This is a genomic window from Superficieibacter sp. 1612_C1, from assembly GCF_015234305.1.
Taxonomy (GTDB): Bacteria; Pseudomonadota; Gammaproteobacteria; order Enterobacterales; family Enterobacteriaceae; genus Superficieibacter.
Genome location: NZ_JADGMI010000005.1, coordinates 409,248 through 434,251 on the forward strand (window position 1 = coordinate 409,248; position 25,004 = coordinate 434,251).

The window sequence follows — 25,004 nt, forward strand, 5'->3', positions numbered from 1 at the left end:
TTGTGGATAACCTGTTCTTTTAAATATGGAGTGATCATGACACCGCATGTGATGAAACGAGATGGCTGTAAAGCGCCGTTCAAATCAGAGCGCATTAAAGAAGCAATTCTGCGTGCAGCTAAAGCAGCGGGAGTCGATGACGCAGACTATTGCGCCACCGTCGCAGAAGTCGTTAGCAACCAGATGCAAAGTCGCAGTCAGGTCGATATCAATGAGATCCAGACGGCGGTCGAAAACCAGCTGATGTCCGGGCCGTACAAACAGCTCGCACGCGCCTATATTGAGTACCGTCACGATCGCGACATTCAGCGTGAAAAACGCGGTCGTCTGAACCAGGAAATTCGCGGCCTGGTCGAGCAAACCAACTCCGCGCTGCTCAACGAAAACGCCAACAAAGACAGCAAAGTGATCCCGACCCAGCGCGATCTGCTGGCCGGTATTGTCGCCAAACACTATGCCCGTCAGCACCTGCTGCCGCGTGACGTGGTACAGGCGCACGAGCGCGGTGATATTCACTATCACGATCTCGACTACTCCCCGTTCTTCCCGATGTTCAACTGTATGCTGATCGACCTGAAAGGCATGCTGACGCAGGGCTTTAAGATGGGTAATGCCGAGATCGAACCGCCGAAATCCATCTCTACCGCCACGGCGGTGACCGCGCAGATTATTGCCCAGGTTGCCAGCCATATTTACGGCGGCACCACCATTAACCGCATCGATGAAGTGCTGGCTCCGTTTGTCACCGAGAGCTTCAATAAACACCGTAAAACGGCAGAAGAGTGGCAGATCCCGGACGCTGACGGCTACGCGCATTCCCGTACTGAGAAAGAGTGCTACGACGCGTTCCAGTCTCTTGAGTACGAGGTGAACACGCTGCACACCGCCAACGGTCAGACGCCGTTTGTCACCTTTGGTTTTGGTCTCGGCACCAGCTGGCAATCGCGTCTGATTCAACAGTCGATCCTGCGTAACCGTATCGCGGGCCTCGGCAAAAACCGTAAAACGGCGGTGTTCCCGAAACTGGTCTTTGCGATCCGTGATGGCCTGAACCACAAGCCAGGCGACGCCAACTACGATATTAAACAACTGGCGCTGGAGTGTGCGAGCAAGCGCATGTATCCGGATATCCTGAACTACGATCAGGTGGTGAAAGTCACCGGCTCGTTTAAAACGCCGATGGGCTGCCGCAGCTTCCTCGGAGTTTGGGAAGACGAAAACGGCGAGCAGGTTCACGATGGTCGTAATAACCTCGGCGTGATTAGCCTCAACCTGCCGCGCATCGCGCTGGAGGCCAACGGTAATGAAGCGGCGTTCTGGAAACTGCTGGACGAGCGTCTGGTTCTGGCGCGTAAAGCGTTGATGACCCGTATCGCCCGTCTGGAAGGCGTCAAAGCGCGGGTTGCACCGATTCTGTATATGGAAGGTGCCTGCGGCGTGCGTCTGAAAGCGGACGACGATGTATCGGAGATCTTCAAAAACGGTCGCGCGTCTATTTCGCTGGGTTATATCGGCATTCACGAAACCATTAATGCGCTGGCGGGCGACACGCATATGTATGACAGCGAAACGCTGCGTGCGAAGGGCGTGGCGATTGTTGAACGTCTGCGTCAGGCGGTGGATCAGTGGAAAGAGGAAACCGGCTACGGCTTTAGCCTGTACAGCACGCCGAGTGAGAACCTGTGCGACCGCTTCTGCCGTCTGGATACTGCCGAATTCGGCGTGGTGCCGGGCGTCACCGATAAAGGCTACTACACCAACAGCTTTCACCTCGACGTCGAGAAAAAGGTAAATCCTTACGACAAAATCGATTTCGAAGCGCCGTACCCGCCGCTGGCGAACGGCGGTTTCATTTGCTACGGCGAGTATCCGAACATCCAGCACAACCTGAAAGCGCTGGAAGACGTCTGGGACTACAGCTACCAGCACGTGCCGTATTACGGGACCAACACGCCGATTGACGAGTGCTACGAATGCGGCTTTACCGGCGAGTTCGAATGCACCAGCAAAGGCTTCACTTGCCCGAAATGCGGCAACCACGATGCAGCGCGGGTATCCGTTACCCGTCGCGTGTGTGGGTATTTAGGCAGCCCGGACGCACGTCCGTTTAACGCCGGCAAGCAGGAAGAAGTGAAACGCCGCGTGAAGCATTTGGGGAACGGTCAGATCGGCTGAGTCCGTGGCATCAATGCCCGGTGGCGCTGCGCTTACCGGGCCTACGGGACGCACACAATACCCGGCGGCACGCCACATAGGTAGGCCGGGTAAGCGCAGCGCCACCCGGCAGGAAACCACTATGAACTACCATCAGTATTACCCCGTCGACATAGTCAACGGTCCCGGCACGCGCTGCACCCTGTTTGTCTCAGGGTGCGTACATGAGTGCCCCGGCTGCTACAACAAAAGCACCTGGCGGCTGAACTCCGGTCAACCGTTCACTCAGGCGATGGCCGATCAAATCATCCACGATCTGAACGACACGCGGATCAAGCGCCAGGGGATCACCCTCTCCGGCGGCGATCCGCTCCATCCGCAAAACGTCCCGGAGATCCTGACGCTGGTGCAGCGGATCCGCGCCGAGTGTCCCGGGAAAGATATCTGGATGTGGACCGGCTATAAACTGGATGAACTGAACGAAGCGCAAATGCAGGTGGTGGACCTGATCAACGTGCTGGTCGATGGTAAATTTGTACAGGATCTGAAAGATCCGGCGCTAATCTGGCGCGGTAGCAGCAATCAGGTGGTGCATCATTTGCGGTGAGAGACTGCAATATAAACCGTCTGATGACAAATAAAGAGATGTTAATGATTCCTTACAGGAATCATTAACGAATAAGATTATCGCGAGAGGCCGGAGGAACAACGATTGCTTGTTTCGCGAAGTCGATAGTTTCTTTATCGTTATTCACGGGACAGTGATTGATCCCACTCTTATCCATCGTTCTTTTAATAACGTCCATCGCTTTCGTCTGGTGATTTGTTGGATTAACCGGCCCTTCGAGAGTAAAAAGGACATCATCAGCGCTTAAGAGATCCTCTTCTGCGGCCCGGTTTATCCGGTTAACCCAGAGATCGCAATGCTCGGTCATTTTACCCGGTTCTGCCTGAGAAAATGATAAGGGCTTAATGGCTTTTTTAATAACGCCATCCCTTCTTGCCACCAGCGGCATGCCAAACTTCGTTAACATTCCTTCAATGACATCGTGTCGAAAAATGTTTTTCAAACCATCGATTCGCTCAATGCTTCGCTTAAGTTCGGCCGCGAGAATTTCTTCACGCCGCTCTTTTGTATAATTGATGTGGTTAACATAATGCGAGTAAAGCAGATCGAGCTCTTTTTTTGGCTCGTTGGTTAATCTTACTCTCGTGGTGCTGAAGTGAAAGATGGATTCTTTCCTGGCGGTGAAATAACGGAAAAATTGTGCTAACTGTTTGTCCGTAATGATATTACCTGCATGATGCTTAGCAAGTTCAAGCTCGCGGCTAATGGCGTCTTTAGCGAAGGGAAACAAGTTGTCATCATGGAAGAAGCCTTTCACCCTTGCGTCGTTTCTCTTGGTCAGGCGGAAGTCAAAGTATCTTTCTTTCGGCGCACAAATGACCACGCCAATATTGGCAAACTCTTCTGTGTCTGCGTATGGCGCGTATCTCACTATGCTGTACAGACATGGTGTGGTCATAAAATAGTGCTCCAAAATTCTTCAGTCGCGGCTCTCTCCAGGGTGCTCTGCATAAAGGCTATCAGCTTTACATCACCGATCCAGTCATCAGGAATCGCTTGGGTAAACTCTGAAAAATTAGCTATAGCATTCTGCAGCACCTGTTCACCGTTTTCTCTATCGACCATATCAAATAGCCATGCCCTATTGAGTGGGCTATAGACATGAAGCTGAAAATCATCAGCTGGTTCACTATGATCAAAAGAAAGATTATGGTCAATCAGGTAGTACTTATCATTTGCAACGTCATAGAGCATATTGACGTTACCACCTTTCGCTGTAAGGGTGCGATCGGCATTTAATATCCATCTATCAAAGAGATAAATCATCTTCTGATCGCGTAGCGGTACAACATTCTGGTTATGCGCCTGTCTGAATGATAGCTCAGCGGCGCCCTCAATGAAACGAGAGGCAAAAGCATAACCATCGCTAATTTCCCCATACAATTCAGGAGAATACTCTATAAGTTCTGCGGGTATATCAACAATGCAAAAGTCTGGAATTGAAAGCCCGATGCCGCTAGCGAGATTTGCGGCTACAAATTCTACAACAAGCTCTTGCGGAGGCATTCTGGGTTTTGACTTGACTATATAGAGTTTTCCATCGTCACAGCGACAAAGGAAAGGCTCAGTGCTTCCCTCCTTCATACGTCGAACTATCTCGATGACGATTGGCACATTCTTTGACACTGAACGCATTTCCATGCAGTAATCTTTAGGTAGAAGATACACCTAAAAAACAGGGTTAAATAGCCTGATAATCGATCGCTTTGAACATTTTCCCCCAGCGCCTAATCCCTCCACTCAAAACCGGCTCACGCACTCCATTGCCACCGACTTAAACTCGTCAAAATCACGGCAGGCGCAAAGCCGCGTCATGGCACGTTCGCGCAGGAAGGTAACGAAAATATCGTAAATTGCCATCGCCTCTTCGTACTCACTCTTGCTGATGGCGAGTAAAAAGATGACGTGCGCGGTCTCATCGCCCCAGGCGATCCCTTGGGGAGCGAGCACGGTATAGACTACCGTTTTCTTCGCCAGCAGCCCCAGGGCGTGCGGCAGGGCGATGCCGTCGCCGAGCATGGTGCTGACAATCGCCTCGCGCTCGGTGACGGAATCGAGAAATTCCGCATCGACAAAATCTTCATCCTGGAGCTGGTCGCACAGCCTTTTAAACAGCGCCTGCTGGTCGATGGATTCGTTAATAATCGTAAAATGCGCGGCGTCGAAGTATTTATTGAGCATCCACGGGCGGGTACGGTCGACCAGCACCAGTTTACCAATCTGCTCCAGTTGATAGTCGGAGGGAAACGGCGCGATGATCACCACCGGCTTATCTTTCTCACTGACGCGCGCAGTGGCAATCACAAAATCTTCGCTGAGCGTTTCGCACTGTTCGTAATCGCGCAGGGTCAGGGTACGCGTGACCTCAATTTGTGGATATTTGCGCGCCAGCACCGCTTCGATCATCCGCACCATCGCGTTGCCGGCATCGCAGACCAGCAGTACACGCGGCTGGCGCTGATAGCCGATGTTGTAATGGCGCTCCAGACCGACACCGATATGCAGTACCAGAAAACCGATCTCATTTTCACTGATGGTGTAAGGCGTGTATTTTCCCCAGCCGGAAACCGCTGCCAGGGTCATGTCCCACGCCATCGGGTAGTGCTGTTTGATATTCTCCAGCAGCGGATTGGGGATCATGATCTGATAGCGCACGCGGGTGATCATGGTTTTAATGTGGGTCAGCAGGTCCGCATGCAACTGGGCGTCGTTAAGCAGGTTGTAGTTATAGTGGGTATTGATGTAGTGCAGGATGTAGTTAGCCAGCGCCTCATCGTCGTCGGCATTGATCGCGCTGGGGGCTATGTCCTGGACCTGACGGGCGGCGATGTGCACCCGCAGCCAGTTTTCTTCCGATGCGGCGAGCGGTTTACCGGCAAGCTGCGCCAGCGCAGCAACGATGTCGCGCGCCGCTTCACGCACGTTTTCATCAACCTCTTCTGTCGCAAATTCCGGTAGCGGATACCCTTCGCTGATGCGCCGCACCGCCACCGCGCAGTAGAGACGCAGAAATAGCTCACCTTCATCAGTCAGGCGAATATGATGGCGGGTAAAACAGCTATCCAGCCACGTTGCCAGCTGTTGCGGCACGCCAGCATTCAACGCGACTTCCGTCACCAGCGGGTTGAGATTATCCTGCTGCGCCAGCGTCCACAGCAGATCCGTCAGGCAGGCGCGGATCGCCATTTCGCTGCCGAAAAGCTTCATACCGTGGCGCGGACGCGTTTCGAGGGTCAGATTGTAGCGCTGGAGCCACTCGCGCACTTCCGCCATATCGTTTTGCAAGGTGGCGCGGCTGACGAACCACTCATCCGCCAAATCCTCAAGCTTCAGCGAGAAGGCGGCGGTGAGGAAGCGCACCATCAGATAATGCACCCGCTCCTGCCCGCTGCGCGGTATGCGCAACGCGCGCGGCTGGGCGCTTTTCAGGGTCTGATAGCGGGTGGGATCGTCGATTTTAAGCTGATAACCGTTGCCGCGACTGAGGATAAACTGCGCACCGTGCTGCGCCAGCAGAGCGTTAAGCGCGGTGATGTCGGCCCGAACGGTGCGCGTGGATACCGCCAGCCGCTGCGCCAGTTCGTCCTGGGGCAGCGTCTCGTTTTGCAGCATGTCGAACAATTGCGCTAAACGTTGGTTCGGGAATCGCACGTCAGTTTCCTCTTGTATCGCAGAGCGGGTAGGTTTTCTCCCTCTCCCTCAGGGAGAGGGCCGGGGTGAGGGTGGTTACCCCACCAACCGCTTCGTTATCGCCAACAGCTGACGTACATCGTCCGGCCGGGTATCGCCACTCACCTTATCAATAATCGAACTATAAATGTGAGGAATGATTTTGCTCACTCCCGCATCCAGCGCAATCTGCAAAATCTCGCCGAAATTTTCCAGATCGATACCGCCAGTCGGCTCCAGCCAGAAATCGTGACGGGCGCAGGCTTCTGCCACCGCCTGATACTCATCACGGCATTGCAGCCCGCCCATCGGGAAATATTTGATCGAGCTACCGCCCATATCCTTCAACAACGCGATCGCCGTTTCTACCGGCACGACGCCTTCCGGCGCTCCGCTGCTCAGCGGGCCGGTGGAAATTTTCACCTTGCCCGGCGTGCCGGTCGGCGAGACCAGACCATTGACCACGGTCTCGTTCTGCCCCAGTAAGGCACGGCTCGGCCCGACGCCGGTGAAGACCTGATTGACATGCTGCGGCTGCACTTCGCGTGAAATGGCGCTGACCATCGCGGACTGGTTCGGATCGCCCGCGCCCAGCCCGACGGAAAGCGCGTTATCAATCAGCGCGGCATATTCGCGCATATCGGCCACCGCGCTCGCCACGTCGGGGTAGTTTTTGGAGAGCACGCCCACCAGCACATGGCCTTCCGCCGCTTCATAGATGGCGCTGGCGTTAGCTTTAGAGCCTGCCAGCACGTTCAGACAGACGCGGTCGCGGTAAAAATGGGGGGTGAGTTTCATGCGGTTTTCTCCTGATTAACAACCTCGGCGATACGGCGCGCCACAATTTCCAGCTGGGCAGCGTTCACGCTGCGCACATCGGCTTCAATAATCCCTTCATTGGCTTTATAGCCGCGGAAATAAATGGCGTACTCGCCCTGCTTCAGCGCCGCGACCAGATCGCCCGTCGCCACACCGGTCACCGCCTCGTCAAATTTGATCTCGGCGCGGGCGATATCGCGCCCGGCGCTGTCCCACACCACACGGGCGGTTATGCCGCTCAGAGCATTCAACGAATCAATAAATGGCGTCATTTTTTCGACCATCTCCGCCCCGCTCTCTTTCTCGGCGGTAAGATAATGTTCAATCGCGCAGGTCAGGCCAAGGATCCCCTCTTTACCCACCTTCATCGCGCGGCCAATGCCCGCCGTCTGGCGCTTCACCCATTCAACGTACTGGGTTTTGCCGATCACCAGCCCGCTGGTCGGCCCTTCAATCGCTTTCGCGCCGCTGTAGATCACCAGATCCGCGCCAGAACGGTAATAGGCGTGCAGATCCTCTTCCGCCGCCGCGTCAACGATCAGCGGCAGGTCGTGCTTACGGGCGACAACCGCCGCCTGCTCCACGCTGAGCATGCTTTTTTGCACGCAGTGATGCGATTTAATATACAGAATGGCAGCGGTGCGCGGAGTGATGGCGGCCGCCAGCTGATCGGCGGAGCATTCGTTGGCATAGCCCGCTTCGACGATCTTGCCGCCGCCCAGCGCCACCATGGTGCCGACCGGCGCGCCGAAATTGACGTTGTGGCCTTTCGGCAGCACGATTTCGTTGTTTTCAACGGGGGTCACGTGCAGGTTTTCCAGCAGCCAGTCGCTGTCTTTCACCAGCACGGCGGCCACGGATTGCGCGATGCCTGCGGAGGCGCAGGAGACCACCGTCGCGCCTTCCACCTCCAGCAGTTGCGCAATGTAGTCGCCGGTTTTGTTGACCAGATCTTTCATCTCGAAATAGTGATTCATACCGTCCATCGCGGCCTGCACCACCTCCGGACGCGGCGTGGAGACGCCAAGCGCCGTCATGCGTCCGGAGGTGTTAATCACCTGTTTTAAACCGTACTTTTCATAAATTGAAGGCATCTTCCGCACTCCCTTGTTCGGTCGGATAAATCGTGCCCGCGCGCACGGCGGCGAGCGGGACCAGTAATTTGTCAGCCTGTAAGCTGTCGTTTTCCGCATCCACCAGCAGCGTGGGCTGGCGTTTTAGGGTAAAAATGGTCAGGTCGGCATCGAAGCCGACGGCCAGCCGCCCTTTGTTTTTCAGCCGCAGCCCCTCTGCCGCACTGGCGGTCACGCATTCGATCACCTGCGGCAGCGACATGCCGATGGCGAGAAATTTCGACATCACGTTCGCCAGCGAATGCACAGGTCCGTTGATGCGGTTGCGGCAGTAGATATCCGAGCTGATGGAGTGCGGCAGAATGCCCATGCTGATGGCCTTCTGCGCCACCGCAAAGCTGAGGCTGGCGGTGCCGTGGCCCACGTCCAGCCGCACGCCGCGCTGAAGGGCGCGCGTAACGGACGCGCGCAGTTCGCCAGCGGGGGTGAGAATGCGGTTGGGTTTGCCGTTATAGCAGTGGGTGATGATGTCGCCGTGGGTCAGGCGTTCGGCGATATCGTCGAGATCCGGCGGATTGTTGCCGATATGCACCATCAGCGGAACATCACCGTTCTCTTTTTGCATGGCTTTGGCCTGCTCCAGCGGCGCGATACCGTTGTCGCCGACCACGCTGCTGCTCATCCGTGCCTTCAGGCCGACGATAAAATCCGGGTAACGTTTAACGGCGTCGCGCACGGCGTCGCGGTCTATATTGACCATATTCGCCAGTTCGTTCTGCGCGATCAGCCCGACGCGGGAGATGTTTAGCAGCGCATAAACCTCAGTGGTTGCCTGACGGGTAATGGCATAAAAATCATCAATATCATCCGCGCCGGTGCTGCCCGCGTCGACCACGGTGGTGACGCCGGTGGCGATGCCGATGCTGTCCGGCTCATCATGATAAATCGGGGAGTTGGGGTAGCAGTGGACGTGGGAATCAATCCAGCCTGCGCTGACGTAATATTCGCCCTGAAGATCGATGTCGGCGGATGCCGGACCATTAATCTCGCCCAGCGCCGCAATTTTGCCGTCCTGCAAAGCGATATCGGTGACGGTATCGTCGACCAGACGCGCGCGGCGCAGGAGTAAATCAAACATAGCTTTCTCCTGTAAAGGCGGGCGCAGCTGCGCCCGCACGGGTTAACTGATGGCGACCGGGAAAATGGAGCCTAAGATCATCGCGCCGAGGATCGCGCCGCCGGTAATCGGCTTCTGCCAGATATAGAACAGCAGTGCGCCCACCAGCGAGCCGATACCGATAGGAATCGACGCCGCCATCGCGCTGAGGATAATCAGCGGGCCCAGGAAACGACCAGATGCGTTGCCCGCGCCCATCATCACATCCGCACCGTAGGTGGAGTCGCTCTGGTTGATGGTGAACTTACGCGCCAGAATGATCAGGTAGCCAATCGCCAGACCAATCACCAGCCCGGTGATCAGCGAGGCGATAAAGTTGGTCACCGGGAACATAATGCCCGCCCCCAGCAGCAGCGCCGGAACGCCAAGGCCCACGCCGGTCTGGATCGCGCCGCCGATATCGAGGATCCCTACCAGCGAGCCTTCGATAATACGGGCAAAGAGGAAGCTGGCACCGAAGGCCGCTACCGCGCCATACGCGCCGGTATCAATCCCCGCGCGCAGCATCGAGACAAACGCCACTTCGTTAAACGCGCCGATCCCGTAGAGGTAGTACATGTGCGTCCCGGCAAACACGCCGGACGAGAGCAGGCCAACGAAGATCGGGAACGACCAGTCGGCATACCAAAACCCTTTATTCTGTTCCATTGCCGTCTCCGTTATTTACCGCTGAGCGAGTTGTGGATCAGATCGAGCCAGTTCGGCACGGTCAGATGGAAAGATTCGATCATTTTCATGTCGAAGCCACGGAAGAAGGCGCTCAGCACGAACAGCGCGACAATAGCGCCCATCATCACTTTGGTGACGCGGTTCCAGCCGCTCTCTTCCACGCCTTTACCAATCAGGATCCCCAGCACCAGGCCCGGAACGGCATTGCCCATGATCAGCTGCGCCGCGCCGCCGAAAATCGTCGCCCAGAAGCCCGATTTTTTGCCCGCGTCGATGGCCGCCAGCCAGAAAATCACCGGCATGACGGTGTTCACCAGCAGGTTAGCGGCAGGCACCAGTACCTTAACGGCGGTGACCTGTAAGGATTCCGGTACGGAAGAGGCCGTGAGGTTGAGGAAGGTCACGACGATGGTGCCGATGATGCCGCAGGCGATAGCCATTTTTTTCGGATCGTGCAGCGTCTCGCCGACGTTGCGGTTTTTGATCATCAGCGCCGCCGCGCCCCAGTTCGGGATAATGCGGTGATCGACATCCTGGGTGAACGACCCTGCCGCAACCGACGATGCCCAGGCGTTAAAGAAGAAGCCCAGACCAAATGAGAAGTGCGACGCCGGATCGCCTTCACAGGAGTTCAGCTCGCCCAACGTACGAAATGCCCCCATCCCCTGCGTGGTGGGTGCATGAAACATGCGTGCAGCCCCGGCTCCCACACCGACGCCAACCAGGCCGCCGATGATGAGCGATTTTATTAAAATTATCAGGAACATGGTTCCGCCCTTTTATTGAGGATCAGCGTTGCGTGACGAAATCGACCTTATCAAGGTCGATGGCGGTCACGTTGACGGTGACGTCCAGCTCCACGCTGTACGTGCGTCTTTCGCGGCGCAAAAAGAAGAACAGAAAGGCTTCTTTACGCACCGTTTCATGCGCATGAACGACCTGCACATCCTGTGGCTCAATACGCAGTAAAATATGCGGCGAGGACTTCATCACTGCCGCCTGAACGTGGTTCAGGGCATCGGCAAAGGCACGCGATTTGGCCTCACCTTTGCCCTTCACTCTCACCGTGGTGGTGAATTGCTCTTTCATGCTTATGCGCCGTGCTTCTTCTGCCACGCCTGCACCAGGCGTTCGCCCAGTTCTTCTTTATCCATAAAGCCGAAGCCCAGCACGTTGCAGCCTTCGTTGATGGCGGTAACGCCCTCGTCTACTGAACGCATCCCGTATTTCGCTTTATAGCCGTACTTGTTCTGTGCGGTGATCGCGCCCGCGCCGCCGCTGCCGCAGAAGGAGATGCCGAAGGTGGCGTTCTCCGCTTTCATCACGTCGCCGAGCTTCATATCCGCCGCCACGCCCGGCACGACCACCGCGCGTCCGCCCGCTTTCTCTACGCCTGCCGCGACTTTCTGGCCTTTACCCAAACGGTCGCCAATCACTACGGTAATCTGTTCCATCTTTTGCTCCTTAAAGGTTCTCTTTTGCGACTTCGAAGTGCACCGACAGCAGCCAGGCTTCTTCTTCAGGAAGGTTGCCGAATGCCGCGACCACTTCGCGGGCAAGCGCCATTGAGTCTTGCGAAATTTCCTCGAACAGGCTGGCGTCCACCTCCGGCAGCGGCTCGCCGGTCACTGACCGCAAGGCCATCGCGCGGACGTGGGAGGTCAGCATCTGCTCCTGTACGGCGTTGGGAATAATGTGATGACGGCGTAGCAGCGCATACACCTGCGGCAACATGCGATCGGCCAGTTGACCAATCTGCTCCGTCTGTTCTCCAGCGTCGTTAATGACTGCTCCGTTATTCACTCGTCGTACCCCGTTTATGGCTCTGGAATAAATCTACCGTCGGAGGTTAATAGTTTGTAGCGAGTTGTTTTCCACTTCGAAGTGGAAAGGCGGGTGGAGAGAGTGATCTGTTCCACATAAATGGGCTGAATAATGATTTTTCACTGGATTAGCGTGATATGGGTCACATAAAAATGCGGAAATCAGCGGTTTTTTAAAGCGAAAGACGTGGTGAACCGGGGAGAAGAAATGTGAAGTCGATAAGGTTTGCTTATGAGGCGAATGCGCCTGCGCGGTGGTGCCGGGTGTCGGCTTCGCCTTACCCGGCCTACAAATATCTACTATATCAACATGTTATGCGCAACCAGTAGGCCCACGCAAGCAAAGCGCCGCCGGGCATGTTATGGGGGACGATCTCACGCCATATCCCTTTGGCCCAATGAATATCTCCGCTCACGGGCACCCCATTTCCTGTGCTAACGTCCCTTTCTGGTTTTTAATCATCTCAGCAATATTTTGCGGTAATGCCGACCAGATAGTAAGTTTCGGATTCGTTTGTTGCTCAATCGTATTTACCGTCACCTGATAATCACAAAAACTGGCGTTTTTTGGCGTCGATTGCTTCAGCAAAAAAGCAGCGTATTTCCCTTTATCCGGACGGGTACCAATAAAAATAATTTTCCAGTAGGCATCCGGAATAATCACGTCGGGGCGAGCAGGCAGTGCCGCGCCCGTTTTTTCAAAAAGCGGCCCGGTCACGGAATATACGGTGGAGACATCGCTCCGATTCGCCAGCGCGCGCTCCTGATCTTCTAATCGGCTCCACGCCCCCTGATTCAGCGCAGATTTCTGCGGCGTGATATTGGAAAGGTAATTTAATGCCTGCCAGTCCGCCGTACCGCCCAGGCTGGCAAGCGGAGCCTGATGCCCGCGATCCACCGCCAGCACTTTATTGGCATTCTGATAGGCAGCAGGAGCCAGCGTATCGGAGGCGGGCAAATCAGGATCCTGCTTCCAGTTCCGCGCCCGGTTGCTGGCCTGACTGGTTTTGGTGATTTTATAGGCCACCCAGTTGGCAAACTTCGTGCTGCTGTTGTTATTCAGCGTATAGGCTTCACGGATCAACGTCTGCGTGCCGCCGCCGGTGGGGCATCCAACCGCGCAATTATCCGGCCGGGAGACATGCGTTAATATATTATTTTTCTGCGGCGAATGTGTTGTCGAACACGCAAACAGGAAAAATAGCGGAACGAAAGCGCAATATTTTATATTTTTATTAAAATGTATTTTTTCACAGAATAACGACATGGTGCCAACATATTTTACGGTGCAGGAAAAACCATAGTACTTATTTATTTTTAGAAAAGAATAATCAAAATCGTCAAGCGCGTTAATATGAGGAAAAAATGATAACATGCCGAATAAGCGTGATATCCGGATGAACTATTTTTATAACCGTTGATAGCGCAATGATGCTGGCAGTATTAGCCCGGGCAGCGCGGAACAACCGCAGCGTACATGCCGTACGTGAGGATGTGAGCACTGCCCGGCATGGAACAGGCGGTTAACAAAGTGACTTCAGGATCTGGTGCAGCTCATCGGCAAATACGACCGGATCGCTGGCATAACTTAAGTGATGGCCGCTGACCTCAACGCATGGACAAGGCAATTGCCACGCCAGTTCGCGTGTCGTTTGCACATAGAACGCGTTTCCGCTGGCGCGGCCTGCGGCAGTCACCATCGGCACCCCACCGCGACGCAATGCTTCCAGGTCAGGCACAAAACGATTGATTGTCCTGAACTCATGCGCCAGAAAGCGTTCAAAATCTCCATCCTGATCGCCCGGTGCGGCGGCATTCAGTTCAAGGCCGACAAAAGAGGTCGAGAACAGTTTCATCGCCGCAGCGCCGCCGTCGGTCAAATACGTGTCATATACCCGATCAAAAAAAGCCCGCCACGGCGCGGCTTCGGATGGCGGGAGAAAATCAGTAATAGGCGGTTCGTGATCGACCAGACCGCGCACCAGCTCCGGATGATCCTGGGTCAATTTCAACGCTATATTCGCTCCCGCGCTGTTGCCAAACACATACGCGGGTTGAACGCCCATCGCGCGAATGACGGCAGCGGCATCCCGCCCCTGCTGCGCCATATCCAGCTCGCTCTGCGTGTCACCGCTGCTGCGGGCATTGGCGCGGCGGTCGTAACGCACCACGGTATAACGGTCGGCAAGCTGCGCTGACAACGGGATAAAACGGCGGCTGTCACCGTTGCCTCCCACGATCAGCAACAACAGAGGGCCGCTACCTTGCTGGTAGCAGGCGAGATCGGCGTTTTCGGTATGGACAGTAAACGAGTGAATCATCGTGTTATCCTTTACGGTGATGACGCGTATTTTCTGAGGTCAGGCGGCCAGCCAGCGTTTTGCCTCGGCTTTCATTTGCTGCTCAAGCTCGCTCCCGCGCGTCGCAAAGACGCGCTGCACCGGGAAGCCGCTTTTTTCCAGCAGATACGCCAGCGCAGCATATTCGCGCGGATATTTCGCTACCGTTTGCTGATCGATATCGACCACGCCGAGCGGGAAGGTAAAACTGGCCATATCGTAAATACTCTGGCGTCTAAACAGTTTCCACACGCCGTCGCGTTTTTCCGCCATATCGTAAAAGCGGTTATGGCCGACGCAGCCCAGATTCAGCTTCACATGCTCGCCAATAATCATCGCGTTGGTCTCGACGATGGCCTTTGTTGCCGTCGGATTAAAGGTCACGACCGGCGTACCGACCATGTGTTTGGTGCGCACGTCTGACGCGCCCATGCGCATTGAACCATCGACAAAATCGCTGCCCCGCCCTTCAAACCAGGTGATCTCAATGGTGCCGTCCGGATGAAACAGATCGCGTAATTGATCCCATTCGCCTAAATCACGGTGCATCCAGCCGGTCAGTAAATCGGTAATTTGTTGACGATCGTCGAGATAATTTTGCATAACAGGTTAGCTCCAGCAGAAAGTGAATTTTAGTTTCGTCGCTATCCGCGATAAGATCCATTATAGGTAATTGAGCAATCGTTCAGATTAAATGAACAATGGAGCAACCCTATGGATCTGCGTCATTTGCGTTACTTTCTCGCCGTGGCGGAGGAGAAACATTTTGGTCGCGCCGCCGAACGGCTTAATATCGTTCCGCCAGCCCTGAGTATGCAGATCAAAAGTCTGGAAGACGAACTCGGCGGCCCGCTATTTATTCGCACCAGCCGTAGCGTGGAGCTGACCGAAGCCGGGCGGCTGCTACAGGTGGAGGCCCAACGCACTCTGGATCAGGCTGACCACGCGCGTCAGACCGTGCAGCGCTCGCTGCGCGGCGAGACTGGCCAGGTGCGAATCGGTTTTGCCGGCAATGCGGTGTTTAGCGGGAAATTAACCGGCGATCTGCGGGCTTTTCGCGCCCGCTTTCCACAGGCGGAGTTGATCGCCAGCGAAGTTTCGCCTCTGGCGCAGGCCGATGCCATTCTGGCCGGACAACTGGACGTCGGCTACACCCCGGACCACGGCAAATTACATATCCCGGCGCTGAGATGTGAAAAGATCGGCATCTGGAACCGCGTCGTCGCGCTTGCCGACGATCATCCGCTCGCCAGCCAGCCGCGCCTGACGGTGGAGATGCTGGCGGCGGAACCGCTCATTTTCTACGATACGCACGGCGCTGACGAGTCGCTGTATACCGCGCTTACCGCGCTGCTCGGCCAGTCTCCGGACGTCGCCCATTGCTCATCCAGTTCGCTCAGCGTGCTTGCGCTGGCCGCCGCCGGTCAGGGACTGGCGCTGGTGCCTGAACCACTAACGAATATTTGCGTTCCAGGCGTAGTCTACCGACCGCTGGATGCGCCAGCGCTGGCGGCGAACCTGATGCTTATTAGCAGACAAAAAGAGAATAACGGCGCGGTGGCGGCGTTTTTGAAGATCGCCACGCCCCGCTGAGATCGGGGCGTGTCAGGATTAACGATACTTTTTGTGGTACGTATTGCGGGTGGTTTTAAATTCTTCCGCCGCCGCCTGGGCTTCTTTTACTTTGCCTTCATTCGCCAGCTTGATCGCGCCGTCGATCTGGCTGACCAGAATATCAAAACCGTGACGATAATCTTTCATTTCCGGGCTGTCAGCGGCGTTGTCTTCAAACTTAGACGGCGTGGCTTTTTGCGCATCCAGCGCCGCGGTACGCATGTCGGTCAGGGCTGCTTTCATTTCGGCAGCGTTATCCGTCGTTTGCACCACCTTCAAATTCGCGTTGAGGGTATCCATATCATCTTCAAGATCGGCGGCCAGGGCATGCGCTGAACTCAGCACAAGCGTTGACGCCGCCAGCATTGCTAACAGCTTTTTACGCATTGCTCACTTCCTTTTTTTATTATTGGCCAGGCGGCAAATGCCGCTCTCAGACTGCTGACAAAGGTTACACCGTAGAATAATGCCTGGCGGCGCTTCGCTTGCACAGGCCTACAGACGAGTCATACTGCATTGATAACGCTGCTTTTTCGTAGGCCGGGTAAGGCGCAGCCGCCACCCGGCATTACGCTACACAATAGTAAAACCAGGGCAAATGCCGCCCTGGTATTACTGTCCGGCGATTTTCATCTCCGGCAGTAAGACCGATCCACACTGTATATTGCTGCGGGTTTCAATATCGTTACCGATGGTCACCATATTGCGCCACATATCCTTAAGATTACCGGCGATGGTGATTTCACTTACCGGATACTGGATTTCCCCGTTCTCAACCCAGAAGCCCGCCGCGCCGCGCGAGTAATCGCCGGTGATGCCGCTAACGCCCTGCCCCATCAGTTCCGTCACCACCAGCCCGGTGCCCATCTCTTTCAGCAGCCCGGCAAAATCCAGTCCGCGTCCGGCGATCCGCCAGTTGTGGATGCCGCCAGCATGACCGGTGCTTTTCAGGCCCAGCTTGCGGGCGGAGTAGTTGGTCAGCAGCCACTGGGTCAGCACGCCATCTTTGATGATATTGCGACGCTCGGTACGCACGCCTTCGCCGTCGAACGGCGTCGAGGCCAGCCCCTTCAGCAGATGCGGATGTTCTTCAATGGTCAACCACTCCGGCAGGATCTGCTCGCCGAGCGAGTCGAGCAGGAAGGTCGATTTACGGTAGACCGCACCGCCAGCAATCGCCCCGACCAGATGACCAAACAGCCCGGTCGCCACTTCATTGGCGAAGATCACCGGCGCTTTCATGGTGGAGAGCTTACGCGGCGACAGGCGCGACAGGGTACGACGAGCACACTCTTCGCCCACCCATTCCGGGCTTTGTAAATCGCCAAGCGCCCGGCCAATGGTATAAGCGTAGTCGCGCTCCATATCGCCGTTCTCTTCGGCGATCACACAGCTGGAGAGCGAGTGGCGGGTGGAGCAGTAGCTCTGCAACATGCCGTGACTGTTGCCAAAAACTTTTACGCCATAGTGGCTGTTAAAGCTGCCGCCCTCGGTATTAGTGATGCGTTTATCCGCCTTAAGCGAAGCCTGCTCGGCGCGCGCCGCCAGTTCAATGGCTTCGTCCGGAGAGACTTCCGCCGGGTGGAACAGATCGAGATCCGGCGCGTCAAAGGCCAGCAGTTCCTTCTCCGCCACGCCCGCGCACGGATCTGGCGAGGTGTAACGCGCAATGTCCAGCGCCGCCTGTACAGTACGGGCAATGGCATCCGGACTCAGGTCGGTTGAGGACGCGCTGCCTTTGCGGTTCTGGTGATACACCGTAATGCCCAGCGCGCCGTCGCTGTTAAATTCAACATTTTCCACCTCACCGTAGCGGGTGCTGACGCCAATCCCGGTGGTCTTGCTGACCGCCACTTCCGCGCCGTCAGATTTGCCGGAAGCCAGCGCCAGTGCGGTAGAGACGGCTTCTTCCAGGACTTTACGCTGCTCTGCAACTTGTGTGATTACTTTCATTACTATTGCCATAATGTAAGGTGACGTTTATTGAAGTCTAACAGAGAACCCATTCTCAGTATGCGCTCACGGTGTTAGTATTAGCCTCTTTTTTAAGGAGCCAAATATGACCAAACAGCCCGAAGACTGGCTCGACGATGTTCCCGGTGATGACATCGAAGACGAAGATGATGAAATTATCTGGGTCAGCAAAAGTGAAATTAAACGTGACGCTGAAGAGTTAAAGCAACTCGGCGCGGAAATGGTGGGACTGGGTAAGAACGCGCTGGATAAGATCCCGCTCGACCCCGATCTGCGTGCCGCCATTGAACTGGCGCAGCGTATTAAAATGGAAGGCCGCCGCCGTCAGCTTCAGCTGATTGGCAAAATGCTGCGTCAACGCGATGTCGAACCGATTCGTCAGGCGCTGGATAAGCTGAAAAACCGTCATAATCAGCAAGTTGCGATGTTTCACAAGCTGGAACAGCTTCGCGACCGCCTGATTGCTGAAGGTGATGACGCGGTACCGGAAGTGCTGCGCCTGTGGCCTCAGGCTGACCGTCAGCAGCTGCGTTCGCTTATCCGTAACGCGAAGAAAGAACAAGAAACCAATAAGCCGCCTAAATCTGCCCGCCAGATTTTCCAGTATCTGCGTGAACTGGCGGAAAACGACCAGTAATTCCTCTGGCTAACGCGGCCTCGCCGCGTTAGCACTCCCCTTTTCCTGCTCCTTCCTGAACTGCTTACGCCTTAGCTGAATCGTTAAAGCTAAAATCGATCGGTATCTCGTTATTCAATGTAACAAATGTACTTATATGCATATTTATACGATTTAAATCATATTTCCACAGACAAAATCGCCTGTTTACTCACCAGGTGAGACAAGTCACATTTTCATTACGCTGAAGTCACTAAATTTTACCCACCGAAACATAATCGATTCAGCAAAAAGGATGCTTTAATGAAAAAGATACTGACATTGTCTACATTAGCCCTACTTATTTCCGCGCCTGCAATGGCGCAAACCTGGGTGCTGACGGGTGCTGAAAACGGCACTGAGCAAGGAAACTGGCAGATCAGCAGCGATAAGCTGAACATCAAAGATAGCCACTTCAGCATTGAGCAAAAAGTGTTGCATGGTGGTAAGCAGGAAGGCAGTAAGGTGCTGATCATCAACAGCAAAGATGGCCTGACGATTACGCTTAGCCCGACGCGTGGGATGAACCTGCTGCACGTTGAAGGTTTCGGCGTGCGGATGGGCTGGGATTCGCCGGTAAAAGAGGTGGTCAACCCGGCGTTTATTAATCTGGAAAGCCGTAACGGTCTGGGGTGGCTGGAAGGGTTCAACGAGATGGTGGTTCGCTGCGGTTATGAGTGGACCGGCCATCCGGTAACGGCGGACGGTCAGATTTATACGCTGCATGGCAAGGTGGGAAATACCCCGGCCTCGCAGGTCGAAGTGGAGGTCAGCGACACGGCACCGTATGAAATCCGCGTGCGCGGCCTGGTGAAGGAAAGCACTTTCAAGAAGGCCGATCTGCAAACCATGACCGAACTGCGCTATGTGCCCGGCAGCAACAGCTTCAGTCTGCACGATGTGTTAACCAACCATGCCGATTATCCGCATGATTACCAGATCATCTATCACAGCAACTTCGGCAAGCCGATCCTTGAGGAAGGCGCGCGCTTCCTGGCCCCGATGGAAAGTATCAGCCCCTTTAACGACTACGCGAAAGGCGGCCTGAAGGAGTGGCAAACGTATCTGGGTCCGACCAAAGGTTTTGATGAGATGGTGTTTAATATCAAACCGCTGTCGGACACTAACCACCGCACCCTCGCCGCCGTGGTCAATAAAGCGGGCGATAAAGGCGCATCTATTCAGTTTGATACCCGCCAGCTACCGGTGTTAACGCTGTGGAAAAACACCGATACCGAGAAGCAGGGCTACGTGACCGGCATTGAGCCGGGCACCAGCTATGCCTATCCGGTGACCATTGAGCGCGAACAGAAACGTGTGAAACAACTTCAGCCGGGCGAAAGCACCCAGTTCGATCTGACGTATACCCTGCTCCATAGCAGCAGCCAGGTCAGCGAGACAGAAAAAGCCATTAAGGCTATTCAGGGGCAAACAACGTTGAAAACGGATGAAACACCAATAGCTAAAGAGTAATAACCGCGTGGCCTGCCCGGTTATATCGGGCAGGCTTGCTTTCATTATTAATGATCATTGTCAAATATTCTCCGACTTACCCCCCCTGATTTAGGAGGCGGTAGCTGACCTGTGAATTTGAATAGTCTATCCTTGCTCGGGCAACCAGTACATCTGGTATTATCTGGGGAAAGGAACAACACATGACACAAAAAACGTATAGCGATAAGTGGAAAGATCGCTTTGACTTCTTTGAGCGTAATGGCCTGCCAGGATCGCCTGGTTACCGTGATGCGATTAAGAAATTAAAATTTTTGCAGCGCCCACGTTACATGTATAACTTTTACGCTTTCTTCTTTGGCTTTATCTACTTCTGCATTCTTGGATTATGGAAAAAAGGGCTGACGTTATTTATTGGTATTGCCGTTATTAACCTGCTGTTAGGCGTCATTGAAGTCGCTGGCGATGTGAATCTGGAAGGCATCGTCAGAGGCGTTAACCTGGCCTATGCGGCGTTTTGCGCCATGTCGGTGAATAGCGCCTATTATCTGCATACCATTAAAGGCATCGATAGCTGGAACCCCTTCCAGGGCATGAGCCGTAAGAGTTCAGCAGAGCTTGAGAAAATCCCGTCACGCCAGTATTAATTACATGAAGGGAGCGCATGCGCTCCCTACATTGCATCCGCCAGAAAGATGCTTCCTGTTAATAATGTCAGCGTAATGCCCGAAATAAAGAAGGCCAAAAAAGCTTTTAGCCGCCGTGTTGAGGCGATCATGCCAGCGATACTCATGGGAAAGCTGACCGTCATTAACAGAAAGACGATGCACCATATTATCATTATTGCAATATCAATAGCGGGCATCCATTCATCACTGTAATTTAAAAAAACCGCAAACAGGACCATCACGGCAAATAGCACCAGTGAAGCAATGCTTACGCCCAGCGCGACGCTGACCATTTTCACATTTTTTTCTATTGGCGTGGCAACCTCTGGCAATACAGTCATAACAGACGTTCCCGTTATATTATTTATTATCTGAAGGGAATAATAGGATAAGCGGGTTGTGCTTGTAAACACGCATTCAAAAGGGCCTGACTGAGCAGGCCCTTTTGAGAATACGATTAAATACCCATTAATATTGCGCAGCTTCCGCCTTTTTCGCCAGCCGGTCCAGCAGCTTCTGATGAATGCCGCCAAAGCCGCCGTTGCTCATGACCAGAATATAATCGCCCGGCTGCGCGGTTTTCACCACCATGTCCGCCAGAGTATCGACATCCGCATGCCAGTGCGCGGGCTGAACGCAGGCGTCAGCCACTTCAGCGACCTGCCATGGAATATGCTGCGGCTGGAGCAGGAAGACTTCATCCGCACGTCCCAGCGACGGCGCGAGGTCGTCTTTACAGATGCCCATTTTCATGGTGTTCGAACGCGGCTCCAGCACGGCCAGAATGCGCGCGGTGCCGCCCACTTTCCCGCGCAGCGCGGCAAGCGTGGCGAGGATTGCGGTCGGGTGATGAGCGAAGTCGTCATACACCGTGACGCCGTTAGCTTCGCCGCGCAGTTCGAGACGGCGGCGGGCGTTAATAAACGTACCGAGCGCAATGGCGGCATCCGCAGGCGCGACGCCAACGTGACGCGCGGCGGCAATCGCCATCAGGCCGTTATACATATTGTGCTCGCCGACCAGGGTCCATTTCACTTCCCCGGCTTTCTCACCGTCAAGCCACACCTCCCAGTGCGAGGCATCGGTAGTCAGCTTTTTCGCCTGCCAGTGCCCCTGCTCGCCAACCAGCTCCTGCTCGCTCCAGCAGCCCATCGCCATCACCTGTTTCAGGTTAATGTCGTTCTCCGGCAGGATGATTTTGCCCTGCCCCGGTACGATGCGAACCAGGTGATGGAACTGTTTCTGGATCGCTTTCAGATCGTCGAAGATGTCCGCGTGGTCGAACTCAAGATTATTGAGGACCAGCGTGCGCGGGCAGTAATGCACGAACTTGGATCGCTTGTCGAAGAAGGCGCAGTCGTATTCGTCCGCTTCAATGACAAAGAACGGGCTGTCGCCGAGACGCGCCGAGACCTCAAAATTGCCCGGCACACCGCCGATGACAAAGCCCGGCTGATAGCCACACGCTTCGAGGATCCAGGTCGCCATGCCTGCGGTGGTGGTTTTTCCGTGGGTGCCAGCGATAGCAATAACCCAGCGGTCACGCAGCACAAAATCATGCAGCCACTGAGGACCGGACATAAACGGAATGTTTTTCTCCAGTACCGCTTCCACACACGGATTGCCGCGCGTCATGGCATTACCGATGATCACCAGATCCGGCTGAGGGTCGAGCTGGTTAACGTCATAACCCTGAATCAGGGTGATGCCCTGCTTTTCGAGCAGCGTGCTCATCGGCGGGTACACGTTGGCATCCGAACCTGTTACTTCGTGGCCCAGCGAGCGTGCCAGCATCGCCAGCCCGCCCATAAACGTGCCACAAATTCCTAAAATATGAATGCGCATTCGTCAGTTCCTTTTTTTCAATTCCTGCATTTTACCCATATGTTTGACGGCACGGAACTGCATTTCAGGATTTTCCTTGCCCGGCTGGCGCGATTCACCTGTGCGCGTTCTTTTGAATCTTTGTTAAGATTGTTGCAACAACATTACTCCACATACAATGCAGGGAAAGTGTTATGAAAACGTTAGGTGAATTTATTGTCGAAAAGCAGCATGAGTTTTCACATGCTACCGGTGAGCTCACGGCGTTGTTATCGGCAATAAAGCTGGGCGCTAAGATCATCCACCGCGATATCAACAAAGCGGGCCTGGTCGATATCCTCGGTGCCAGCGGTGCTGAAAATATTCAGGGCGAGGTTCAGCAAAAACTTGACCTGTTTGCCAATGAAAAGCTGAAGGCCGCCCTGCGTGCCCGCGATATCGTGGCCGGTATCGCCTCAGAAGAAGAAGACGAAATTGTTGTTTTTGAAGGCTGCGAGCACGCGAAATACGTGGTGTTGATGGATCCGCTGGATGGCTCTTCCAACATTGACGTTAACGTTTCTGTTGGCACGATCTTCTCTATTTACCGTCGCGTTACGCCAGTCGGCACGCCGGTGACGGAAGAAGATTTCCTGCAACCGGGCAACAAGCAGGTTGCGGCGGGCTATGTGGTTTACGGTTCGTCTACGATGCTGGTTTATACCACCGGCTGCGGCGTACATGCCTTCACCTACGACCCGTCACTGGGCGTATTCTGCCTCAGCCAGGAGCGTATGCGTTTTCCGGAGAAGGGCAATACTTACTCTATCAACGAAGGGAACTACATTAAATTCCCGGCCGGGGTGAAGAAATACCTGAAGTTCTGCCAGGAAGAGGACAAGCTGACGCAGCGCCCTTATACCTCACGCTACATTGGCTCGCTGGTTGCCGATTTTCACCGCAACCTGCTGAAAGGCGGGATCTACCTCTACCCAAGCACGGCCAGCCACCCGGAAGGGAAACTGCGTTTGCTGTACGAATGCAACCCGATGGCCTTCCTGGCCGAGCAGGCGGGCGGCAAGGCCAGCGACGGTAAGGAACGTATTCTGGACATCATGCCGGAAACCCTGCACCAGCGCCGCCCGTTCTTCGTTGGCACCGGGCATATGGTGGAAGATGTTGAGCGCTTTATGCGCGAGTTCCCGGACGCGTAGCACCGCCCCCTCACCCTAACCCTCTCCCACAGGGAGAGGGGATTGTCCGTGAACAGGCGAGTCTGACTACCCCGCCGTCTGCAATCTGAACGAGGCGACGGCGTTAATCACTTCGTATGACTGCTCCTCCAGCGAGCGGGTCGCGGCGGAGGATTGCTGGACCAGCGCGGCGTTCTGCTGTGCGGTCTCATCCATCTGATTCACCGCGACATTTACCTGCTCAATGCCCCGGCTTTGCTCCTGCGACGCACTGGAAATTTCGCGCATCAGTTTTGTCATTCGCAGCACTTCGGTGGCGATTTCGTCCATCGTCTCGCCCGCCTGCATCGCAAGACTGCTGCCCTCGCCAGCATGGGTTTGCGAGTCGCTAATCAGCTGGCGGATCTCTTTCGCCGCATCGGCGCTACGGCTGGCGAGATTGCGTACTTCGCCAGCGACGACGGCAAAACCGCGTCCCTGCTCGCCTGCCCGCGCCGCTTCAACCGAGGCGTTCAGCGCCAGAATATTGGTCTGAAAAGCGATGCCGTCAATCACGCCGAGGATGTCAGCGATACGGTTGGCGCTGCCAGAAATATCGCCCATTTTTTCAATGACGTAGCAGACCATTTCACTGCCGCGGTCGGCGGTATCAGAAACCGATTTCGCCAGCTGATGCGCTTGCTCCGCGTTGGCGGCGTTCTGTTTCACGGTGGCGGTTAGCTCTTCCATACTGGCCGCCGTCTGCTCAAGCGAGGTGGCGGTGGATTCGGTACGCTGGGCCAGATCCGAATGCCCGGCGGTCAGCTCACGGCTGCCGGAACCGATATGCGCACCCGCATCACGTACGCGGGTTACGGAGTCGGTCAGGGCAAGACGCAGCGTTTCAATGGCCTGAGTCAGCCGGGTAAATTCGCCGCTGTGGGCGGCGCTGATGACGTGGGTGAGATCGCCGGTGGTGACTTGCTCCAGCGTCGCTACCGCCTCATTCAGCGGGCGCAGCAGCAGCATTTGTAATCCCAGCCAGAGCACCACTAGCAGCCCAAGGGAAGCCAGCGTCGCCAGGCCCGTCAGCGTTATCGCGCCCCAGCCTGCGCTGTGGTGTGCCAGAAGGTAAAGCGCCGTGCCGCCAGTCAGAACGATCAGCAGCGCCAGCGTCGCCAGTAAAACCAGTAAACCTGTTCGAAGAGAGAGTGTTCTTAACATAGTTATTTTCCGGTTACAGAGGAGGAATGCATCTATCCACTGGGGATATCGGCAGTAACCGGAAAATATTTAGATATTTTGCCAAATCAAT

General features: G+C 55.1%; 26 protein-coding genes. 7 read left to right on the forward strand and 19 right to left on the reverse strand.

The window, feature by feature from the left end:
- Nucleotides 1–36: 36 nt before the first annotated feature.
- The gene (nrdD, locus tag INT84_RS18765) at nucleotides 37–2,175 is read left to right on the forward strand and encodes an anaerobic ribonucleoside-triphosphate reductase (protein WP_194208010.1); all 2,139 of its coding nucleotides are present in this window, start codon (nucleotides 37–39) and stop codon (nucleotides 2,173–2,175) included.
- A gap of 121 nt (nucleotides 2,176–2,296) precedes the next feature.
- Entirely contained in the window at nucleotides 2,297–2,761 is a 465-nt protein-coding gene (gene nrdG / locus INT84_RS18770) for an anaerobic ribonucleoside-triphosphate reductase-activating protein (RefSeq protein WP_176920447.1), read from the forward strand.
- 64 nt (nucleotides 2,762–2,825) lie between these two features.
- Here the strand turns inward: nrdG and INT84_RS18775 are convergent, their stop codons facing one another.
- The 14 genes from INT84_RS18775 to INT84_RS18840 all read right to left on the reverse strand — a co-directional run bounded on the left by INT84_RS18775 (nucleotide 2,826) and on the right by INT84_RS18840 (nucleotide 14,954).
- Nucleotides 2,826–3,680, reverse strand: coding sequence for a DUF3037 domain-containing protein (locus INT84_RS18775; RefSeq protein ID WP_194208011.1), 855 nt, complete (start codon nucleotides 3,678–3,680; stop codon nucleotides 2,826–2,828).
- Nucleotides 3,677–4,423, reverse strand: coding sequence for a HipA family kinase (locus INT84_RS18780; protein WP_194208012.1), 747 nt, complete (start codon nucleotides 4,421–4,423; stop codon nucleotides 3,677–3,679). The genes INT84_RS18775 and INT84_RS18780 overlap by 4 nt, the downstream gene beginning before the upstream one ends.
- 99 nt (nucleotides 4,424–4,522) lie before the next feature.
- Nucleotides 4,523–6,433 (reverse strand): PRD domain-containing protein, encoded by a 1,911-nt coding sequence (locus INT84_RS18785; RefSeq protein WP_194208013.1) that lies wholly within the window; start codon nucleotides 6,431–6,433, stop codon nucleotides 4,523–4,525.
- Between the two features lie 75 nt (nucleotides 6,434–6,508).
- A complete protein-coding gene (locus INT84_RS18790; RefSeq protein WP_194208014.1) occupies nucleotides 6,509–7,249 on the reverse strand; it encodes a KDGP aldolase family protein in 741 nt (246 codons plus the stop codon).
- A complete protein-coding gene (locus INT84_RS18795) occupies nucleotides 7,246–8,364 on the reverse strand; it encodes a DgaE family pyridoxal phosphate-dependent ammonia lyase (RefSeq protein WP_194208015.1) in 1,119 nt (372 codons plus the stop codon). Before INT84_RS18795 ends, INT84_RS18790 begins: the two co-directional genes overlap by 4 nt.
- Nucleotides 8,348–9,481 carry an amidohydrolase/deacetylase family metallohydrolase gene (locus INT84_RS18800; protein ID WP_194208016.1) on the reverse strand — a complete coding sequence of 378 codons (1,134 nt, stop codon included), beginning with the start codon at nucleotides 9,479–9,481 and terminating at the stop codon, nucleotides 8,348–8,350. Before INT84_RS18800 ends, INT84_RS18795 begins: the two co-directional genes overlap by 17 nt.
- A gap of 42 nt (nucleotides 9,482–9,523) precedes the next feature.
- Nucleotides 9,524–10,168 (reverse strand): DUF4310 family protein, encoded by a 645-nt coding sequence (locus INT84_RS18805; RefSeq protein WP_103675663.1) that lies wholly within the window; start codon nucleotides 10,166–10,168, stop codon nucleotides 9,524–9,526.
- Between the two features lie 11 nt (nucleotides 10,169–10,179).
- On the reverse strand, nucleotides 10,180–10,956 hold the full coding sequence (locus tag INT84_RS18810) for a DUF4311 domain-containing protein (protein WP_194208017.1): 777 nt from the start codon (nucleotides 10,954–10,956) through the stop codon (nucleotides 10,180–10,182).
- Between the two features lie 22 nt (nucleotides 10,957–10,978).
- Nucleotides 10,979–11,278 carry a DUF4312 family protein gene (locus INT84_RS18815; RefSeq protein ID WP_176920441.1) on the reverse strand — a complete coding sequence of 100 codons (300 nt, stop codon included), beginning with the start codon at nucleotides 11,276–11,278 and terminating at the stop codon, nucleotides 10,979–10,981.
- A gap of 2 nt (nucleotides 11,279–11,280) precedes the next feature.
- A complete protein-coding gene (locus tag INT84_RS18820) occupies nucleotides 11,281–11,643 on the reverse strand; it encodes an SFCGS family glycine-rich protein (protein WP_103675660.1) in 363 nt (120 codons plus the stop codon).
- Between the two features lie 10 nt (nucleotides 11,644–11,653).
- On the reverse strand, nucleotides 11,654–11,992 hold the full coding sequence (locus INT84_RS18825) for a glycine dehydrogenase (protein WP_176920440.1): 339 nt from the start codon (nucleotides 11,990–11,992) through the stop codon (nucleotides 11,654–11,656).
- A gap of 432 nt (nucleotides 11,993–12,424) precedes the next feature.
- Nucleotides 12,425–13,279 (reverse strand): DNA/RNA non-specific endonuclease, encoded by an 855-nt coding sequence (locus tag INT84_RS18830; protein ID WP_194208018.1) that lies wholly within the window; start codon nucleotides 13,277–13,279, stop codon nucleotides 12,425–12,427.
- Nucleotides 13,280–13,535: 256 nt separating this feature from the next.
- Nucleotides 13,536–14,333: an alpha/beta fold hydrolase gene (locus tag INT84_RS18835; RefSeq protein ID WP_194208019.1), complete on the reverse strand. Its 798-nt coding sequence runs from the start codon at nucleotides 14,331–14,333 to the stop codon at nucleotides 13,536–13,538.
- A gap of 39 nt (nucleotides 14,334–14,372) precedes the next feature.
- Complete coding sequence (locus tag INT84_RS18840; protein ID WP_194208020.1) at nucleotides 14,373–14,954, reverse strand: nuclear transport factor 2 family protein; 582 nt, start codon at nucleotides 14,952–14,954, stop codon at nucleotides 14,373–14,375.
- A gap of 111 nt (nucleotides 14,955–15,065) precedes the next feature.
- On the opposite strand from INT84_RS18840, the gene INT84_RS18845 reads away from it, so the two are divergent.
- The gene (locus INT84_RS18845; protein WP_194208021.1) at nucleotides 15,066–15,944 is read left to right on the forward strand and encodes a LysR substrate-binding domain-containing protein; all 879 of its coding nucleotides are present in this window, start codon (nucleotides 15,066–15,068) and stop codon (nucleotides 15,942–15,944) included.
- A gap of 18 nt (nucleotides 15,945–15,962) precedes the next feature.
- Here the strand turns inward: INT84_RS18845 and cybC are convergent, their stop codons facing one another.
- Complete coding sequence (gene cybC / locus INT84_RS18850) at nucleotides 15,963–16,352, reverse strand: cytochrome b562 (protein WP_194208022.1); 390 nt, start codon at nucleotides 16,350–16,352, stop codon at nucleotides 15,963–15,965.
- A gap of 225 nt (nucleotides 16,353–16,577) precedes the next feature.
- Nucleotides 16,578–17,930 (reverse strand): metalloprotease PmbA, encoded by a 1,353-nt coding sequence (gene pmbA, locus INT84_RS18855; protein WP_176920434.1) that lies wholly within the window; start codon nucleotides 17,928–17,930, stop codon nucleotides 16,578–16,580.
- A 94-nt stretch (nucleotides 17,931–18,024) separates the two neighbouring features.
- On the opposite strand from pmbA, the gene yjgA reads away from it, so the two are divergent.
- The 3 genes from yjgA (at nucleotide 18,025) to INT84_RS18870 (ending at nucleotide 20,693) form a co-directional block, all read left to right on the forward strand.
- A complete protein-coding gene (yjgA, locus tag INT84_RS18860) occupies nucleotides 18,025–18,576 on the forward strand; it encodes a ribosome biogenesis factor YjgA (RefSeq protein WP_194208023.1) in 552 nt (183 codons plus the stop codon).
- Between the two features lie 282 nt (nucleotides 18,577–18,858).
- A complete protein-coding gene (locus INT84_RS18865; RefSeq protein WP_194208024.1) occupies nucleotides 18,859–20,067 on the forward strand; it encodes an aldose 1-epimerase family protein in 1,209 nt (402 codons plus the stop codon).
- Between the two features lie 182 nt (nucleotides 20,068–20,249).
- Nucleotides 20,250–20,693 carry a DUF2628 domain-containing protein gene (locus INT84_RS18870; RefSeq protein WP_194208025.1) on the forward strand — a complete coding sequence of 148 codons (444 nt, stop codon included), beginning with the start codon at nucleotides 20,250–20,252 and terminating at the stop codon, nucleotides 20,691–20,693.
- 26 nt (nucleotides 20,694–20,719) lie between these two features.
- Here the strand turns inward: INT84_RS18870 and INT84_RS18875 are convergent, their stop codons facing one another.
- A complete protein-coding gene (locus INT84_RS18875; RefSeq protein WP_194208026.1) occupies nucleotides 20,720–21,013 on the reverse strand; it encodes a hypothetical protein in 294 nt (97 codons plus the stop codon).
- Nucleotides 21,014–21,182: 169 nt separating this feature from the next.
- Nucleotides 21,183–22,559 carry a UDP-N-acetylmuramate:L-alanyl-gamma-D-glutamyl-meso-diaminopimelate ligase gene (mpl, locus tag INT84_RS18880; RefSeq protein ID WP_194208027.1) on the reverse strand — a complete coding sequence of 459 codons (1,377 nt, stop codon included), beginning with the start codon at nucleotides 22,557–22,559 and terminating at the stop codon, nucleotides 21,183–21,185.
- 173 nt (nucleotides 22,560–22,732) lie between these two features.
- Here mpl and fbp point away from each other — a divergent pair, with 173 nt between their 5' ends.
- Complete coding sequence (gene fbp / locus INT84_RS18885) at nucleotides 22,733–23,731, forward strand: class 1 fructose-bisphosphatase (protein ID WP_194208028.1); 999 nt, start codon at nucleotides 22,733–22,735, stop codon at nucleotides 23,729–23,731.
- Between the two features lie 66 nt (nucleotides 23,732–23,797).
- Here the strand turns inward: fbp and INT84_RS18890 are convergent, their stop codons facing one another.
- Nucleotides 23,798–24,913: a methyl-accepting chemotaxis protein gene (locus tag INT84_RS18890; protein ID WP_194208029.1), complete on the reverse strand. Its 1,116-nt coding sequence runs from the start codon at nucleotides 24,911–24,913 to the stop codon at nucleotides 23,798–23,800.
- Between the last annotated feature and the right edge of the window lie 91 nt (nucleotides 24,914–25,004).

What these genes read in the sequence shown, in the direction of transcription:
- INT84_RS18890 (WP_194208029.1), bottom strand. Translation starts at nt 24,913, where the DNA reads ATGTTAAGAACACTCTCTCTTCGAACAGGTTTACTGGTTTTACTGGCG.
- fbp (WP_194208028.1), top strand. Translation starts at nt 22,733, where the DNA reads ATGAAAACGTTAGGTGAATTTATTGTCGAAAAGCAGCATGAGTTTTCA.
- INT84_RS18835 (WP_194208019.1), bottom strand. Translation starts at nt 14,333, where the DNA reads ATGATTCACTCGTTTACTGTCCATACCGAAAACGCCGATCTCGCCTGC.
- INT84_RS18820 (WP_103675660.1), bottom strand. Translation starts at nt 11,643, where the DNA reads ATGGAACAGATTACCGTAGTGATTGGCGACCGTTTGGGTAAAGGCCAG.
- INT84_RS18805 (WP_103675663.1), bottom strand. Translation starts at nt 10,168, where the DNA reads ATGGAACAGAATAAAGGGTTTTGGTATGCCGACTGGTCGTTCCCGATC.
- INT84_RS18865 (WP_194208024.1), top strand. Translation starts at nt 18,859, where the DNA reads ATGAAAAAGATACTGACATTGTCTACATTAGCCCTACTTATTTCCGCG.
- INT84_RS18810 (WP_194208017.1), bottom strand. Translation starts at nt 10,956, where the DNA reads ATGTTCCTGATAATTTTAATAAAATCGCTCATCATCGGCGGCCTGGTT.
- INT84_RS18790 (WP_194208014.1), bottom strand. Translation starts at nt 7,249, where the DNA reads ATGAAACTCACCCCCCATTTTTACCGCGACCGCGTCTGTCTGAACGTG.
- INT84_RS18815 (WP_176920441.1), bottom strand. Translation starts at nt 11,278, where the DNA reads ATGAAAGAGCAATTCACCACCACGGTGAGAGTGAAGGGCAAAGGTGAG.
- nrdG (WP_176920447.1), top strand. Translation starts at nt 2,297, where the DNA reads ATGAACTACCATCAGTATTACCCCGTCGACATAGTCAACGGTCCCGGC.
- cybC (WP_194208022.1), bottom strand. Translation starts at nt 16,352, where the DNA reads ATGCGTAAAAAGCTGTTAGCAATGCTGGCGGCGTCAACGCTTGTGCTG.
- mpl (WP_194208027.1), bottom strand. Translation starts at nt 22,559, where the DNA reads ATGCGCATTCATATTTTAGGAATTTGTGGCACGTTTATGGGCGGGCTG.
- INT84_RS18800 (WP_194208016.1), bottom strand. Translation starts at nt 9,481, where the DNA reads ATGTTTGATTTACTCCTGCGCCGCGCGCGTCTGGTCGACGATACCGTC.
- yjgA (WP_194208023.1), top strand. Translation starts at nt 18,025, where the DNA reads ATGACCAAACAGCCCGAAGACTGGCTCGACGATGTTCCCGGTGATGAC.
- INT84_RS18775 (WP_194208011.1), bottom strand. Translation starts at nt 3,680, where the DNA reads ATGACCACACCATGTCTGTACAGCATAGTGAGATACGCGCCATACGCA.
- INT84_RS18830 (WP_194208018.1), bottom strand. Translation starts at nt 13,279, where the DNA reads ATGTCGTTATTCTGTGAAAAAATACATTTTAATAAAAATATAAAATAT.
- nrdD (WP_194208010.1), top strand. Translation starts at nt 37, where the DNA reads ATGACACCGCATGTGATGAAACGAGATGGCTGTAAAGCGCCGTTCAAA.
- INT84_RS18870 (WP_194208025.1), top strand. Translation starts at nt 20,250, where the DNA reads ATGACACAAAAAACGTATAGCGATAAGTGGAAAGATCGCTTTGACTTC.
- INT84_RS18780 (WP_194208012.1), bottom strand. Translation starts at nt 4,423, where the DNA reads ATGGAAATGCGTTCAGTGTCAAAGAATGTGCCAATCGTCATCGAGATA.
- INT84_RS18840 (WP_194208020.1), bottom strand. Translation starts at nt 14,954, where the DNA reads ATGCAAAATTATCTCGACGATCGTCAACAAATTACCGATTTACTGACC.
- pmbA (WP_176920434.1), bottom strand. Translation starts at nt 17,930, where the DNA reads ATGGCAATAGTAATGAAAGTAATCACACAAGTTGCAGAGCAGCGTAAA.
- INT84_RS18845 (WP_194208021.1), top strand. Translation starts at nt 15,066, where the DNA reads ATGGATCTGCGTCATTTGCGTTACTTTCTCGCCGTGGCGGAGGAGAAA.
- INT84_RS18795 (WP_194208015.1), bottom strand. Translation starts at nt 8,364, where the DNA reads ATGCCTTCAATTTATGAAAAGTACGGTTTAAAACAGGTGATTAACACC.